The organism is Cellulophaga sp. (genome assembly GCF_039943695.1).
Classification (GTDB): domain Bacteria; phylum Bacteroidota; class Bacteroidia; order Flavobacteriales; family Flavobacteriaceae; genus Cellulophaga.
Genome location: NZ_JBDVAA010000044.1, coordinates 1 through 16176, shown reverse-complemented (window position 1 = coordinate 16176; position 16176 = coordinate 1). Strand labels below are relative to the sequence as shown.

At 31.8% G+C, this 16176-nt stretch carries 18 protein-coding genes; 6 read left to right on the top strand and 12 right to left on the bottom strand.

The window, feature by feature from the left end:
• Positions 1 to 35 precede the first annotated feature (35 nt).
• From ABJD66_RS03245 to ABJD66_RS03235, 3 genes are all read left to right on the top strand, one after another.
• A complete protein-coding gene (locus ABJD66_RS03245; RefSeq protein WP_348128172.1) occupies positions 36 to 587 on the top strand; it encodes a hypothetical protein in 552 nt (183 codons plus the stop codon).
• A complete protein-coding gene (locus tag ABJD66_RS03240) occupies positions 584 to 1153 on the top strand; it encodes a pentapeptide repeat-containing protein (protein ID WP_348128169.1) in 570 nt (189 codons plus the stop codon). The genes ABJD66_RS03245 and ABJD66_RS03240 overlap by 4 nt, the downstream gene beginning before the upstream one ends.
• Positions 1154 to 1218: 65 nt before the next feature.
• The gene (locus tag ABJD66_RS03235; RefSeq protein WP_303539950.1) at positions 1219 to 1569 is read left to right on the top strand and encodes a hypothetical protein; all 351 of its coding nucleotides are present in this window, start codon (positions 1219 to 1221) and stop codon (positions 1567 to 1569) included.
• 79 nt (positions 1570 to 1648) lie between these two features.
• Here ABJD66_RS03235 and ABJD66_RS03230 read toward each other — a convergent pair whose 3' ends face one another.
• The 5 genes from ABJD66_RS03230 to ABJD66_RS03210 form a co-directional block, all read right to left on the bottom strand.
• Positions 1649 to 3079 carry a DUF3526 domain-containing protein gene (locus ABJD66_RS03230; RefSeq protein WP_348128165.1) on the bottom strand — a complete coding sequence of 477 codons (1431 nt, stop codon included), beginning with the start codon at positions 3077 to 3079 and terminating at the stop codon, positions 1649 to 1651.
• 1 nt (position 3080) lies between these two features.
• Positions 3081 to 4484, bottom strand: a complete 1404-nt coding sequence (locus ABJD66_RS03225; protein ID WP_348128162.1) for a DUF3526 domain-containing protein — start codon at positions 4482 to 4484, stop codon at positions 3081 to 3083.
• A gap of 5 nt (positions 4485 to 4489) precedes the next feature.
• Positions 4490 to 5197, bottom strand: a complete 708-nt coding sequence (locus ABJD66_RS03220) for an ATP-binding cassette domain-containing protein (RefSeq protein ID WP_100894219.1) — start codon at positions 5195 to 5197, stop codon at positions 4490 to 4492.
• Positions 5198 to 5383: 186 nt separating this feature from the next.
• Positions 5384 to 5710 carry a hypothetical protein gene (locus ABJD66_RS03215; RefSeq protein ID WP_348128158.1) on the bottom strand — a complete coding sequence of 109 codons (327 nt, stop codon included), beginning with the start codon at positions 5708 to 5710 and terminating at the stop codon, positions 5384 to 5386.
• A 310-nt stretch (positions 5711 to 6020) separates the two neighbouring features.
• Positions 6021 to 6485, bottom strand: coding sequence for a CBS domain-containing protein (locus tag ABJD66_RS03210; RefSeq protein WP_100896789.1), 465 nt, complete (start codon positions 6483 to 6485; stop codon positions 6021 to 6023).
• 120 nt (positions 6486 to 6605) lie between these two features.
• On the opposite strand from ABJD66_RS03210, the gene ABJD66_RS03205 reads away from it, so the two are divergent.
• From ABJD66_RS03205 to ABJD66_RS03195, 3 genes are all read left to right on the top strand, one after another.
• Positions 6606 to 8885 carry a M28 family peptidase gene (locus tag ABJD66_RS03205; protein WP_348128153.1) on the top strand — a complete coding sequence of 760 codons (2280 nt, stop codon included), beginning with the start codon at positions 6606 to 6608 and terminating at the stop codon, positions 8883 to 8885.
• Positions 8882 to 9685, top strand: a complete 804-nt coding sequence (locus ABJD66_RS03200; RefSeq protein WP_348128150.1) for an NAD(P)H-binding protein — start codon at positions 8882 to 8884, stop codon at positions 9683 to 9685. Before ABJD66_RS03205 ends, ABJD66_RS03200 begins: the two co-directional genes overlap by 4 nt.
• 129 nt (positions 9686 to 9814) lie before the next feature.
• Entirely contained in the window at positions 9815 to 10195 is a 381-nt protein-coding gene (locus tag ABJD66_RS03195) for a hypothetical protein (RefSeq protein ID WP_100894223.1), read from the top strand.
• 57 nt (positions 10196 to 10252) lie between these two features.
• Here the strand turns inward: ABJD66_RS03195 and ABJD66_RS03190 are convergent, their stop codons facing one another.
• The 7 genes from ABJD66_RS03190 to sufC form a co-directional block, all read right to left on the bottom strand.
• Complete coding sequence (locus ABJD66_RS03190; protein ID WP_100894224.1) at positions 10253 to 11179, bottom strand: DUF3078 domain-containing protein; 927 nt, start codon at positions 11177 to 11179, stop codon at positions 10253 to 10255.
• Positions 11180 to 11248: 69 nt separating this feature from the next.
• Positions 11249 to 11761, bottom strand: coding sequence for a DUF2480 family protein (locus tag ABJD66_RS03185; RefSeq protein ID WP_348128145.1), 513 nt, complete (start codon positions 11759 to 11761; stop codon positions 11249 to 11251).
• A gap of 36 nt (positions 11762 to 11797) precedes the next feature.
• The gene (locus ABJD66_RS03180; RefSeq protein WP_303539929.1) at positions 11798 to 12121 is read right to left on the bottom strand and encodes a DUF59 domain-containing protein; all 324 of its coding nucleotides are present in this window, start codon (positions 12119 to 12121) and stop codon (positions 11798 to 11800) included.
• A 23-nt stretch (positions 12122 to 12144) separates the two neighbouring features.
• Entirely contained in the window at positions 12145 to 12567 is a 423-nt protein-coding gene (locus ABJD66_RS03175) for a SufE family protein (RefSeq protein WP_348128143.1), read from the bottom strand.
• 96 nt (positions 12568 to 12663) lie between these two features.
• Positions 12664 to 13890: a cysteine desulfurase gene (locus ABJD66_RS03170; RefSeq protein WP_348128140.1), complete on the bottom strand. Its 1227-nt coding sequence runs from the start codon at positions 13888 to 13890 to the stop codon at positions 12664 to 12666.
• A gap of 25 nt (positions 13891 to 13915) precedes the next feature.
• On the bottom strand, positions 13916 to 15232 hold the full coding sequence (gene sufD, locus ABJD66_RS03165) for a Fe-S cluster assembly protein SufD (protein WP_100894229.1): 1317 nt from the start codon (positions 15230 to 15232) through the stop codon (positions 13916 to 13918).
• A gap of 74 nt (positions 15233 to 15306) precedes the next feature.
• Complete coding sequence (gene sufC, locus ABJD66_RS03160) at positions 15307 to 16059, bottom strand: Fe-S cluster assembly ATPase SufC (RefSeq protein ID WP_303539921.1); 753 nt, start codon at positions 16057 to 16059, stop codon at positions 15307 to 15309.
• Positions 16060 to 16176: the final 117 nt, after the last annotated feature.

Sequence of the window (16176 nt, the reverse complement as noted above, 5' to 3'; positions counted from 1 at the left end):
CAATGGCAATAGTTTTAAAAAGTGAGTAACAATATATGAAGTCAGAAAACGCATCTGTTTTTTATCAATCTAAAAAGGAAAAAGCTACACTATTGCTTGTGTTAACTGTTCTTCTTCTTATTTTTATAGGGCTATCTACACTGACAGTAACTATGTTTTTGAGTTTTTTTGACGGCAAAACTATAACTGATGCAAAATCTATATTTTTCTTGGTATTTATGTCTGTAATATTACTTTCTCCTGTAATAATTTCAATTTATTTAGTGCTAATGATTTACAATCAGTTTAAACAAAATAAAATAATATGTACAATTAACAATAACAATGTATACTTTACTGACTACACTATCTGGATAAGAAAAACAACAACCATTCTTAATAAAAAGACAATTCCTATCTCTGATATAAAAAGTGTAGAAACTAAAAAAGTACTTTTTATAACCATTATAAAGTTAAATTTTACTTTAGATAAATACAATATGCTTAAAGGAGGAATAAACTCGTCTTTAAATAGAATATCTGATAAAGACAAAGAGCTCTTTAAAAACAAAGTTGAAACTATACATAATAACAACCAAAACCTATGAATGCACTTGTTATTGACAAAACCTTTACTAAGGAAGACTACAAAACAAACAGGCTGGCTCTTGCAGAGTATGATAACTGTACTTTTGTAAACTGTAATTTTACGGAAGCCTACCTGTCTGATGTTAATTTTATAGAATGTACATTTACAGAGTGTAACTTTACCAACGCAAAAACTAAAAACACTTCTTTTAACACCGTTACATTTAACAATTGCAAGTTACTAGGTGTACAGTTTACTAGCTGTAATCCGTTTTTATTGTCTTTTACTTTTAATGATTGTAATTTACAACTAGCATCTTTTTATCAGCTAATTATAAAAAAAATGCTTTTTAAAAACTGTAATTTAGAACAGGCAGATTTTTCTAAAGCAACATTAACAGAGTCCGTTTTTGATAATTGCAACTTAAAAAACACTGCTTTTAGTAACACTATATTACTTAAAACCGACTTTACCACCGCCTATAACTTTAGTATAGACCCAGAAGATAATGCAATTAAAGGGGCTAAGTTTTCTAAAGACGGTTTGTTTGGCTTACTCACAAAATATAAAATTAGCATTAGCTAAATTTAACATAACAGTTTTATTTGTAACTTGTTAAGCATAAAAACATTAAAAAGTTACTTTTAAATTTGGAGACTACTTGCCTAGAATGCGGAAAAAAACTTGTTGGCAGAGCAGATAAAAAATTCTGTGAAGACTATTGCCGTAATGCCTACAATAACAAAATTAACAAAGACAGTAAAAACCTAATTAGAAACATAAACAATAGGCTGCGTAAAAACTACCGAATTTTAGATAGTTTTACTTTAACCGAGGGCAAAACTAAAACTACACGTACCAAGCTAATAGATAAAGGTTTTGACTTTGAGTTTATAACTAGCAATTACACCACCAAAAAAGGAACTACTTACTTTTTTGTGTATGACCTTGGGTATTTACCCTTAGATAATGATTATTATATGATTGTGAAACGCGAGTAGCTCTACTCCTTTTTAAACAAAAAAAATAGGTATGCATTAAAATACACACCTATTTTTATAAAAGCTATATTGTAACTTGTTATGAAATTACTGTTCCTTTTTTTATTTTATTGATATATACTTGCCTACCAATTAAAATAAATATCACAGAAAAAACAAGCAATACTATCACCTTAAATAAAACTAAATTATTTTTAGGAGCCTTGTATTTAAAACTAGGAAGCTCTTTATAATCTTTAGTTGTAAAATTCTTATTTCCGTACAACATAGGTTTAAAAAAGTTACGCCATTCTTTAGAAAATTTAAAAACCTGATTTCTGTAACTTTGATAGTGACTTGTAGAGGTATGCGCTAAATTATTAAAACTTTGCTGCATAAGTATTGCTGGCGAACTATACTGCCACAATCTAACCCAGTCTTGCTGTTTTGTTAGCTGATCTTCATAAGAGCTTATTAAAGGCTTTAATTCCTCTTCTACGAGCTCTTGAGATGCAATATATTTATGCCAAAAAGAATAATTGTTATTCCCGTCTTTTGATGCATACTCAGGATGGTCTCTTAAAAAGTTATCTAGTATTTTATCTTGTTTACTAGATAACTCTTCTTTTAACTCCCTCACTTCTGTAATCATTTTAGTTCTAGATGGTATTGGGTAAAACGAGTTTGCCAACTGCCCCACTACTGCCGGAACAATTAAAATTACAAACACCCATATTGCCAATAAACTAACGGCATTTTTAGCCGAGTTATTTATTACTAAATTAACAAGCAGCACAATGGTAAACCAAAAAAGTATGTAAGCACAGACTAAGGACACTAGCTGTAAAAACGCTAAAAAATTAGCACTAAAATTATACCCAAAAATTAACAGTGTAATTGTAATAACAGCCATAGTTATTAAGGTTAACCAAAAGAACCTTAGTGCTGTTTTTTGCAATATCCATTGGTAAATAGATATTGGTTGTGACGCCAATAATTTTAAAGATCCATACTCTTTTTCTTCAGACAAAATATTGTAACTAAACGCTATAATAATTAAGGGCAAAATGTAAATAATTACAAAAGACAAATCAAAAGATCCAAAAAGCAACTGTATAGGATTTGCAAGTTCAGAGTAATCTAAACTAAAACTATCTCCATACGCACTTGGCTTTATAAAATGCGTAAAAAGATCACTTTGTCCTGTAGATATAAATGTTAAAGGTGCTGCCGGTATTGCTGCTACCCTAGGGTAATTATAAGCAACATTCATTGGAGCATTAGGCATTCTCCTTGGGTTAATACTTACCTGCAATCCTTTTTCTATAGAGTCTAACACTTTTGCCATTGTAGCATCATTAGTATTTGCCTCTAAAACAACTTTATCTAACTGTTTTACGCGTTCATTTACTTTCTCTTTACCATTATAACCCGCAAATAAAACTACAATTAAAAGTAGTAATGATAATAGTAAAAGCCACCTACTACGTAGTAATGACTTTAGTTCATATTTAAAATTATATCTAAACATTTTAATATTTTTTATTAGTGAAAAATAATAGTGCAGCTGTAAGCACAAACCAAATTACAAGTACAGAAAAAACACCTGTATTTTGCTTGTAGACTTCTGTAAAAGTTGGACTCTCATAACTAAACTCTTCCAACTTACTCCAAGTGTCTGCTGGTGCAACATAACGCTCGTTATATTTCGCATTTTTTTCTGTAGTACCATTTAAAAATCGTTGTACACCTACTCTATACTCTTCTGCTGCTTCTGTAAAAGCCCAGTGAGACTCATAATCTGTATTAGCAATTGCCATAGATAAAAAACGAGTTGGTAAAAATGGAGAAATAGCAGATAAAGATTTGTACACTCCACCTTGCTTTTTAGCTTTTTCTTTTAAAAGACCATAATGTTTAGCATATACTTGGGCCTGGTACTCTTCGCTCTTCTGCATTAAAAACGCATTAAAGTTAAAAGGTAATTTATGTACACTATCTACTTTATATTCTTTTAGTATTTGTATGCGTAACTTTTGCGATTCCTCATTCCAAGGATTATGTCCGTCTAAACCTTGCTTGCTTTCATTTGCAATTTGCTCATTAAACTCTTGGTGAGAAGGGTAAGGATACTTAGCATCTGCCAAATTACTGGCTACTTTAGGCGCTACAAAACAAGCTAAAACCCAAAATACCAGGTTAATTACAAGCGCAATACCAGATTTTTTTACTTTTGATGATATAAATAATACCACATTAGTAAAAATTAAATAGTAAAGTAAATACACAAAATACAGTGCAAAAATCTCTTTCCACTCAAACAAACCAAAATCATTTAAGCTAGTTAATGTAATAGCAGCTACGGCAAATAAAACGGTTGCAATGACCATAGTAGGTATTAGAGCTGCAAGCCATTTACCAACAAACAATTTCCAGCCTACTACACCTTGACTTTTTAGAATGAAAAAAGTATTTCCTTCAACCTCTTTTGAAAAAATATTATAACCAATTAAAATAATTATTAATGGTATAATGTATAGCAGAATAAAATCTGGTGTTAATGCTCCAAACCGAGACAATGCTGTTTGGTCTGCAGCATCACTAAAAGCAGCTTCGTTTCTATTATGTGCTTCTAAAAACACAGAAACACCTGTATATTTATCTACACCTTGGTCTATTAAAGATAAAGGAGATTTTGGTTTAAAAACATAATTGCCATAATGTGCGGCAGAATGCGGATTTTTAGCTCCTTGTGACTCCCAAACTTTACGCTCGTTTACTTTAGCTTCGTTATACTGTGCTGCTGTATTTTTATACTGTTTAAAAGTGACAAAAAACGCCACTAATGCCAATAAAAATACTATTGCTGCAGAAATTTTAAAACGTCCGTCTCTAAAAATTTCTTTTAGTTCTTTTTTAATTATATACCGTATCATATAGCTTAGTTAGTTAAAGTCATTGTTTCTAAATACACTTTTTCTAGATCTTGTAGTGTAATTTCATCATTAGAAAAATGATGCTTTAAAACGCCTTGTTTCATAATACCAATATGCGTACCTATTTCCTTGGCTCTAAAAATATCGTGTGTAGCCATAAGTATAGCTACTTTGGCATTTTTCATACTTTTTAGCAATTCACCAAACTCATTACTAGATTTAGGATCCAAACCAGAGGTTGGTTCATCTAACAACAATACTTTAGCGCCTTTTGCAATTGCTAGCGCAATACCTACTTTTTGCCTCATTCCCTTAGAAAAAAACTGCACACGCTTATTAAAAGCTTCTTGTTGTAAACCTGCCTCATCTAAAAAGTTTTTTAGCTCTGCTTTTGAAAAACTTTTACCACCTATACCAAGGAAATAATCTAAATTCTCTATAGCCGTTAGTGTAGGATAAAGCATTAGATTTTCTGGTATGTATGTTAAAAACGGCTTAGTTTTTTTGGGATTTTTCACCACATCTAAACCATTAATAAAAGCGTTACCAGACGTTGGTGTTATAAAGTTAAGTAGTAAATTAATAGTGGTAGATTTTCCTGCTCCGTTAGCACCAAGCAGACATAAAATTTCGCCTTCTTTTATTTCTATATTTAAATTATCTAAAGCGGTAAAATCACCGTATTTCTTAGTTAAATTAGTTGTTTTAATCATTTTGAATATTGTTGGTTTTATAATTTTTAATTGTGTGTTTTTTCAAAAAAATGGGACAAGAAAATAGCAATGCAGTAACTTTAGTGAATACTATAGCATATATAAATACTAGGTGTTTAGATACAACACATACCTATGCTAGCTATGTATTGTATCTAAGACACTTAATTAATTCTTTTAAAAAAATTATGCTGCTAAACTTACAGTAGGAGGTGCCCTAAGAGAGCTGTTGCTTAATAAGTAGAAAAATGTATACGGTTCTACATATTCTATTTTTAAGTAGTGAGTTGCAATAGGCTCTTTTACTTTTAGCTTATTTTCATAAGCTATAATTACTTTTGTTAACTTAAATTGATGACATAAAAGACAGTCATAAATAGCGGTACTAAATTCTGCTGTCTCTACAGCCAAAGGTGTAAAATCTACCGTACTAAATTCTAATGTATTATTTGTGTGGGTATGATTATGTGGCTCTAAATATGTATGAAATACATAGCTTGCCTGACTTACCAAAAATAGCAAGCAAAAGAACAACGCAATATGTTTTTTAAAGAATTTCAAGAAATACACAAATTAGACCTAACTATAAATTTGCGTGCCAAAATAGGCAATTAAACAAAGGGCATTTTTTAAATATTGTTAATATTTTCTAAAAATTTGAGAAAATGACAACAAAAAAGAAGAATAGTAATTTATCTGCTAAATAACAGAGGTATATTTTGTAATATTATGTTAAAAATAAAGCAATAGCAAAAAATGAAACAAAAAAAATGGTTTCTGGGGACAGAAACCATTCATAAATTAAGAGAAATCATAAGGTATGCTATTTATAATTTTGTCCATTTAATTTTAAAGCTGCTATTACCACATCTTTACGGCTCAATTGCCCTACTAAAATATCGTTTTTAAGCACAGGAAGCCTACGCCTGTTATGACGCACAAAAATACCTGCTGCATCAAAAATACTTATGTCCGGAGAAATAAACTCTACATCTCTAGTCATAAAATTTTCTACACTTTTGTTTAGTATTGGCTGGTTAAAATAACGACTTTCAGATATTTGTTTCATACAATCTGCCTCAGAAATAATACCAACTAAAAATCCGTTATTATCTAATACTGGTCCACCAGAAATATTGTGCTTGGTAAACAGCTCCATTACTTCTAAAATAGATTGGTCTGGACTAAAAGTTATTAACTTTTTAGTCATATAATCTTCTACTAATATTGGCGCCTCAAATTCTTTTTTTAAGGTCTTCCGTACTCCTTGAAAGCTTTTAATTCCCATAATATTTGGTTTTAGGTTAATTTTAAACTTAGTGATTTTTAATGAATTATCTAAATAAATTGCGTTAAAAGCATCAAATTTGTATAATTTTAAGGCATACAACCAGAAATACGCAACAAAATGAGCAGAATAGCAAGAATTTTAACTCTAATACTTTTACTACTAGCCATTTACTTTAGTTTTATAGCTATAATGCCAACCTATTCTGCTGATAAAGACTCGGCTCTCACAAATTTTTCTACAGACAGAGCATTAAAACACGTTGCAGAAATTGGCAAAGAACCACATGCAGTTGGTTTTAAAGCACACGCAGATGTTAAAAATTATATTGTAGCAGAACTACAAAAATTAGGATTAAAAACCACCGTACAAGAAGGCTATACTGCTGGCGATTGGGGTAACTTATCTTATGCCAGCAATATTTTAGCAAAAATTAAAGGCAAAACAAGCAATAAGGCTTTGCTATTACTATCTCATTATGACAGTAACCCACATTCATCTCTTGGGGCTAGTGATGCAGGCAGTGGCGTTGCTACTATTTTAGAAAGTATACGTGCATACCTAGAGGAAAATAAAACACCTACAAACGATATTATAATTTTACTTTCTGATGGCGAAGAACTTGGCCTTAACGGAGCCGAACTGTTTGTAAATAAACATCCGTGGGCAAAAGACGTTGGTTTGGTATTAAACTTTGAGGCTCGTGGTAGTGGTGGACCTAGCTATATGCTTATTGAGACCAACCAAGGTAATGGTAAACTTATTGAAGAATTCACTACTGCTAACCCAGAATATCCTGTGGCAAATTCTTTAGCTTATAGTATTTATAAAATGCTTCCTAATGATACAGATTTAACTGTTTTTAGAGAAGATGCAGATATACAGGGTTTCAATTTTGCTTTTATAGACGATCACTTTGACTATCATACCGAAAAAGATAATTATGAACGTTTAGATAAAAAGACTTTGGCACACCAAGGAAGCTATTTAATGCCGTTGTTACATCACTTTGCAGATACAGACTTATCAGCCTTAAAAACTAATGAAGATGCAATTTATTTTACCGTTCCAGTATTTAAAACAGTGTCTTACCCTTTTAGTTGGATATGGCCAATGTTTGCCATTGCTGTAGTCCTGTTTATTGTTATTACAGTACTTGGTTTAAAAAACAAAACACTAGATGCTAAAGAAATCATAGTTGGATTTGCACCTTTACTTATTTCCATACTTACTACTGGTGTTGTAGGTTATTTTAGTTGGACTCTTTTAAAAGTTATGTATCCGCAATACAAAGATATTTTACACGGATTTACCTATAACGGGTACACATACATTGCAGCATTTACCCTATTAGCACTTGCTATTTGTTTTTATATTTACCATAAGTTTAAAAAACTTAAAACACCCAATTTAGTAGTTGCACCACTTTTTATTTGGCTGGTAATTTCTGGTTTAGCTGCAGTATATTTAAAAGGAGCTAGCTATACTATTGTACCTGTGTTTGCGCTATTGGTTTCTTTTACAATTGTTAGTAACCAAAAAAAGCCAAATCCATACCTATTGTTCTTTTTAACCCTACCCGTGATAACTATATTTGCACCTTTTGTAAAAATGTTTCCTGTAGGACTAGGTTTAAAAATGTTAGTTGCCAGCACAGTTTTAACAACACTTTTATTTGTTGCTATTACTCCAATATTTGGCTTTTACAAACATAAAAATAGATTGGCGTTACTATTATTTATACTAAGTTTAGGTGGTTTTGCAATGGCGCATTTTAATTCGGGCTTTACTAAAGACAACGCAAAACCAAGCAGTTTACTTTATGTTTTAGATGCAAACACCAACACTGCTAAATGGGCAACTTATGACAGTTATTTAACAGAGTGGACTGCACAATATGTAGACGATACCAAAACAAGTCCAAAAGAGTTGGCCAACACAACAATTAGCAGTAAATACAACTCTAGCTTTAATTATGTTGCCAATGCTGCCATAAAAAAAGTAGCTGTACCAAAAATTGAAAAAACGCAAGACACGTTAATAAATAACAAAAGACATTTAAAAATTTGCATTACGCCACAACGCAATGTAAACCGTTTGGATATTTACAAAAACAATGTTGCATTAGAGCAAGCAATTGTAAATGGTGTAGCATTACCAAACTATTCTTTATTAGATAGCACTAGCAAATTTATGACGCATTATATTAGCAATAATAATTATACAGAAATTAGCCTAATTTTAGAACCTAACACTCCTTTAGAACTTACTTTTTTTGAAGCTTCTAATGATTTGTTAACTAATGAACATTTTAGCATACCAGCAAGACCAGAAAATGAAATACCAATGCCTTTTGTTTTAAACGATGCTATACTAATTATAAAAACAGTAAAATTTTGAAAAATAAAATAGCAATATTTGGCTGCGGATGGTTAGGCTTACCTTTAGCCACTACATTACAAAAGCAGGGACATACAATTAACGGTAGCACAACCTCTAAAGATAAATTGGCTCTCCTAGAGGAGCAGTCTATACATCCTTTTTTGGTTAATTTAAATGATGAAGATTTTACAACACAATTAGATTTGTTTTTAAGCGATGTAGAGGTGCTTGTTATTAATATTCCTCCAAGAATGAAAACTGGCGATGCAAGTAACTACCTTAACAAGATGCAAATTGTGCACAAACAATGCAAAATTGCAAACGTTAAAAAAGTAATTTTTGTAAGTAGTACATCGGTATATGGTAATTTAAATGGAGAAATAACCGAAAAAACAACCCCTAAACCTGCAACAAGCGCCGCAAAACAATTAGTTGCTATAGAACATTTGTTTTTAAATGATAGCAGCTTAAAAGCTACCATAATACGTTTTGGAGGTTTAATTGGTAATGGCAGACACCCAATTTATCATTTGGTAAAAAAAGACGAAGTAAGCAATGGCAATTATCCTATTAACCTAATAGATATTACAGACTGTATATCAATAATTAGTCTAATAATTGAAAAAAACTACTGGAACGAAATCTTTAATGCCGTATATCCTTTTTATCCTACAAAAGAAGAATATTATACTCAAATAGCTAACAATAAAAGACTTAAACCACCTGTATTTACTAGAAACAAGAGCCAAATTGGAAAGAAAGTAATTTCCCACAACCTTATTTCTGTTAAATTTTATGAATTTAACACATCAATATAAATAACTTTCACAACACTTTTTTAACGTTTCACAACAAAGCCATAGACCAAATGTTAATTACAGCCGTTGATTAACAGGTATTTGACGATTATTTGGTAATTTAGGAGTATCAATTAATCAAAAAATAGAATGAAAGATTCAGATATTAAATCGAAGATAGAGAACAACATCTATAGTTTAATTTCTTCTACTTGCTCACAAAGAATAGACGATCAATCTAGAGCATTACATATAGCAATTATTAAAAAACATTATAATGCTACAGATGTTACTATAGATTACTTTAGAAAAAGATTAGTGATGGATTTGGTTATAGACGATACTGTTTACAATCCCAACACTATAAATATGCACATACCTACTTTTAAAGCTAATTTTTACTATTTAGACTTACAAGATTTTTTAAAGTCGTGCATACAAAGAGATGATAGGAGTATTGCTTTTTACGCAAGCTTGTTACGGTCCTTAAATTTTTTGGACGAACATCATAAACTCCTAAAGAGTGCTTAAGTATAAAAACAAAAAAGACCGCAATTGCGGTCTTTTTTTATATTGTTACTTTACGTATTAAAATGCGTAGTTTAAACCTAACATCCAAAAAGATTGTAATTTGTTATCTACATCATCAAAAGAAGTTGCTGTAGCTGGTGTTTGAGCTAAAGAATAGTTTAAAGCTTCTTGCTTATTACTTCTTAATCCAAAATCAAAACCAACACCAATCATTTTCCAAAGCGTGTACCCAAAAGAGTTTGTCCAAGTTACGTTAGACAAATCTGAGCTCTTGTAGCTTTGAAACATAGATAAGTTAGACTTAAAGTTTACTGCTCCAATTTTTTTAGTATAATCTGCAACTATTTTAGCACCTAAAGATGACTCAAAAACAGCATCGTTATCTGCAAATACAAAGTTGTAGTTTAATGGGTGTATAACTACTACTAAATCTTGTATTGGAGTCCAAGTAGCACCAACACCTAAATCTAAATAACCAGGATTATTAAAGTTATTTAAAATTGTAGTTCTGTATTCTGCTAAACCAGAAATTGCAAATTTCTCTGATAATTTACGCCCGTACAAAGATGTTAATGTAAATACATCTGTAGTTCCTTCAAACTTATCACTATCAGCTGGGTTATCTTTATTATCTAACTTTACCCAAGCAAGGTTTACGTTAGCAGAGTTTCTCCAGAAAAATTTATCTTGTTTTAGGTTAGCAAAAGCATTTACTGTAAAACCTATGTTACCAGAGTTGTTGTTTGGTGTTCCTTGCGCATACCAGTTGTCAAAACTAGAGATAGTACCACCAATAGTACCAAAAGCTCCTATTTTCCAACCTGGCATAGCATCTAACTTAGCCTGTATAGCTCCAATTCTTGCTTGTATAGCCGCTACAGAATCTTTTTTTACAGCTTGTTCTGCTTTTAACTCTTCTTCTGTTTGCGCAAAAGATACAGTTGCAACAAATAATAGCGCAGCTGTTAAAATAATTTTCTTCATTTTATAGTTTATTTTATGGTTTAATGAATGGCAAATGTAAGCATAGTTCTTTAAAATAAAAACCAACTTCTATTTTCTCTTGTACAACGGTACAGAAGAACAAGCCTCACCGTACATAATGCTTTTTGCAAAAGATTGCATTTTAGCAGTAGCCCATAAGTATGCATTTGGCGGCACAGGTTTATTGCTACACCCTTTTATAATTACTGGTTTATCTTTATAAACAGAAAAATCTAATTCTGATATAATAGATTGATAAACAGAAGAGTACAGCTGCTCCAAATTTCCCTGAACAATGTATTTTGCATGTGGTTGTAAATAAGCAGTAACCAACATATATGCCCAACCTGGAACTATGGCATCTGTAGAGCAATATACAGCTACATAAGCGTTGTTGTATTGCTCCCAATTATGATTTGCTATGTGCTCCCTAAAGTCTTTTTCTTTTAAAATAAAGCCTTCAAAAAGCCAATTTTTTATATCTAAAAGCACTTTTTCTCCTTTTGGAAAGTAGTCTTCCAAGTCAAAAGTAACCAGTTTAGAACTAGCTACTCTATTAATTATTTCGTTGGATTGTGCCATAAACTATAATTTAAAACTACTTAAAACCAGTACTAATTATAAAAGGCCAAGCTCTAACTTAGCTTCTTCACTCATTAATTCTTGTGTCCAAGGCGGATCAAAAGTAATCTCTACTTCTGCACCTTTAACAAGATCTAAAGACTTCACTTTTTCTTCAATTTCTACAGGTAAAGATTCTGCAACAGGACAGTTAGGAGACGTTAATGTCATTAATATTTTAACATCGTTATCTTCATTTACAAAAACATCGTAAATTAAACCTAACTCATATATATCTACAGGAATTTCTGGATCATAAATAGTTTTTAAAACCTTTACAATTTCCTCTCCTAAATTGTGTGTATCTAATGCTTCACTCATAACTTGTATAACTATACTTATTGTTATTTTAATTGTGTTTGGTATGCAATGGCGTACATTTTTATTTGCTTTATCATACTTACCAAACCATTTGCTCTAGTAGGAGACAAATGTTCTTTTAAACCAATTTCATCTATAAAACCGGTATCTGCGTCTAAAATATCTTTTGGGTGCTGACCACTATAAACTCTAATTAAAATAGCTATAATTCCTTTGGTAATAATAGCGTCACTATCTGCTGTAAATGTAAGAGTATCACCTTCTAAATCTGCGTGTACCCATACCTTACTCTGGCAACCTTTTATAATATTATCATCAGTTTTATACTGCTCATCTATTAAAGGTAACGACTTTCCAAGATCTATCATGTACTCGTAGCGTTGCATCCAATCATCAAACATAGAAAACTCGTCTACTATTTCTTCTTGTATTTCTTTAATTGTCATAGTTACTTTTTAATCTTCACAAAAACCGAAGAATTTATTTAAAACAAAAATACGATAACAAAGGTGCTTATCAAATTAGCGTGTAGTAATTAATTTTTATTGTAGCATTGCTACAGCTCTTTTTACACCTGCAACTAGGGCATCTACCTCTGCTGTAGTATTGTAAAAGCTAAAACTAGCTCTTACGGTACCAGGAATGCCGTAAAAATCCATAATAGGTTGTGCACAATGGTGACCTGTACGTACTGCAATACCTAATTTGTCTAAAATAGAACCAATATCATAAGGGTGTATACTACCTACGTTAAAAGATATAACCGATGTTTTATTTGCCGCTGTACCGTAAATTTTAAGTCCGTCTACAGTTAATAATTGCGCTGTTGCATATTCTAGCAGCTCATGCTCGTAACCTGCAATGGCGTCAAAACCAATTGTATTCATATAATCTAGTGCAGCACCAAAAGCTATACCTCCGCAAATGTTAGGCGTACCAGCCTCAAACTTATGTGGTAAATCTGCATAGGTTGTTTTATCAAAAGTAACCTCAGCAATCATTTCTCCACCACCTTGGTAAGGCGGCAATTTATTTAACCACTCCTCTTTACCATATAGCATACCTGCACCAGTTGGACCACACACTTTATGAGCAGAAACTACGTAGAAATCTACATCTAACTCCTGTACATCTGCTTTTATATGCGGTGCAGCCTGTGCGCCATCTATTAAAACTGCTGCACCCACTTTGTGTGCAGCATTTATAATTTCCTTTATTGGATTAACCGTACCTAAAGCATTAGAAACGTGATTACAAAAAACAAGCTTTGTTTTGTTAGACAATAACTCGTAATAAGCATCTAGCTCCAACTCTCCATTTAGGTTCATCGGTATTACTTTTAAAACCGCACCAGTACGCTCACACAACATTTGCCAAGGCACAATATTAGAGTGGTGTTCTAATGCAGAAACAATAACCTCATCTCCTTTTTTTAAGAGTGATGAAAAACCGTTTGCCACAAGGTTAATACCGTGTGTTGTACCAGCAGTAAAAATTACTTCATGCGCAAATTTAGCATTAAAATGGTGCTGAATTGTTGCTCTTGCCTGCTCGTATTTATCTGTAGCTTCTTGAGAAAGTGTGTGTACACCTCTATGAATATTTGCATTGTAACCACTGTAATAGTCTACAATAACATCTAACACCTGTTTTGGTGTTTGCGATGTTGCTGCATTGTCTAAATACACTAAAGGTTGCCCATTTACAGTTCTACTTAAAATAGGAAAGTCTTTACGTATTGTTTGAATATCTAGGGTTGTTTTCTGCATAATTTTTAAGCTAACAGATTTATTTTTACAAATCGAATCCTAAATTAACACCTAATTTATTAGCTATTAATTTATTAATTCTAACTTTTAATTCTGGTATACGTACACTTTCTAAAACGTTGTTTGCAAAAGCATACATTAGCAATGCTCTTGCTTCTTTTTTAGGTATACCTCTAGATTGTAAGTAAAATAAAGCTTCTTCATCTAACTGACCAATAGTACAACCGTGAGAACATTTTACATCATCTGCAAAAATCTCTAATTGTGGTTTTGTGTTAATAGTAGCTTTATCACTTATTAATATGTTGTTGTTTTGCTGAAAAGCATTTGTTTTCTGAGCAATTTTATCAACTATAATTTTACCGTTAAATACACCTGTAGCGCTATCTGCGTATATACCTTTATAATCTTGGTGACTTTCACAGTTTGGCTCTATGTGGTGCACTAGTGTATGGTGATCTACGTGTTGTTTATCTCCAATAATAGTAATACCCTTCATGGTAGAATCTATACGCTCACCATTTTGATAAAAATTAAGGTTGTTACGCAATAACTTACCACCAAAAGAGAATGTATGTATTTTTACGTGACTACCATCTTTTTGGTCTATATATGTATTGTCTACCAAAGAAGCAGAATCTACATCATTCTGAACTTTGTAATAATCTACAATTGCATTTTTAGCTGCAAAGATTTCAGTAACACAGTTTGTTAATACCGCATTGCTAGTTAAACTCTGGTGACGCTCTATAATTTGCATTTCAGAATTTTCTTCAGCAATAATTAAGTTACGTGGTTGTAACATTAAAGCGGCGTCATTACCTGTAGAAAAGTGTATAATTTCTATAGGCTTTTTAGGCACTTTATTTTTAGGTATGTAAATGTATGCACCTTCTCTACTAAACGCAGTATTTAATGTAGTTAAAGACTCGTCTTTAGAGGCTACTTTGTTAAAGTAAACATCTATAACAGCCTTGTACATTGGCTTAGTTAAAGCAGAGCTCATTAAACAAATATCTACACCATCATGGGTAGTTTCAGATAAGTTAGAGCTAAACACACCATCTATAAATACTATTTTGTAAGTATCTATTTGGTGAATAAAGTACTTTTTAACATCCTTATATTCTAAAGAACTTTCTTTTTTAGGAAAGATGCTAAAGTCTATTTTTTGTAAGCTGTTTAATGAAGTGTATTTCCAAGCTTCCTCTTTTTTTGAAGGAAAACCTTTAGTTTCAAAATTTTTAATAGCCTCTGTACGTACATCATGCACAGGGTTGTGCACATCTACGTTGTTCTCGAACGCTAAAAATGAAGAAACTAATTTATCTTTTAAATCCATATTCTTTAATATTGAGTAGTAAGTAATAAATAATGTAAGTGTTACATTATCCTAAAAATTAACTTAATACTTTTTTAAACTGCCGCTTCTTGCTTAATCCAATCGTATCCTTTCTCCTCTAACTCTAAAGCAAGCTCTTTAGTTCCAGATTTTACAATTTTACCATTATAAAGTACGTGTACATAATCTGGCACTATATAATCTAATAAACGTTGGTAGTGTGTAATAACAACAATAGCATTGTCTTTGCTTTTTAGTTTGTTTACACCGTTAGCTACAATACGTAAAGCATCAATATCTAAACCAGAATCTGTTTCATCTAAAATAGCTAGTTTAGGCTCTAACATTGCCATTTGAAAAATCTCGTTACGCTTTTTTTCACCACCAGAAAAACCTTCGTTTAAAGAACGAGATAAGAACTTACGGTCTATCTCTAACAACTCAGACTTATCTCTAATAAGCTTAAGCATATCTTTGGCAGGCATATCCTCTAGACCTTTAGCTTTACGAGACTCGTTAATAGCTGTTTTCATAAAGTTAGTTACAGAAACACCAGGAATTTCTACAGGGTACTGAAATGATAAGAAAACACCATTATGAGCTCTTTCTTCAGGAGAAAGGTCTTCAATATTTTCTTCATTTAAAAAGATGTCTCCTGCAGTAACCTCGTAAGTTTCATTACCAGCTATAACAGAAGCCAATGTACTTTTACCAGAACCGTTTGGTCCCATAATAGCATGTACCTCACCAGCACCAACCTCTAAATTAATTCCTCTTAGTATTTCTTTGCCATCAACATTGGCGTGTAAATCTTTAATTTTAAGCATTTTATCGCTACTTTAATGTTCTTTATTTTTCTTTTCTTTTTTAGGGCGATTTTTTTATCAATCTAAAAACACCCAGCGTGTCTTTATTAGAGAAACAAGTTTATCCTACAGAGCCTT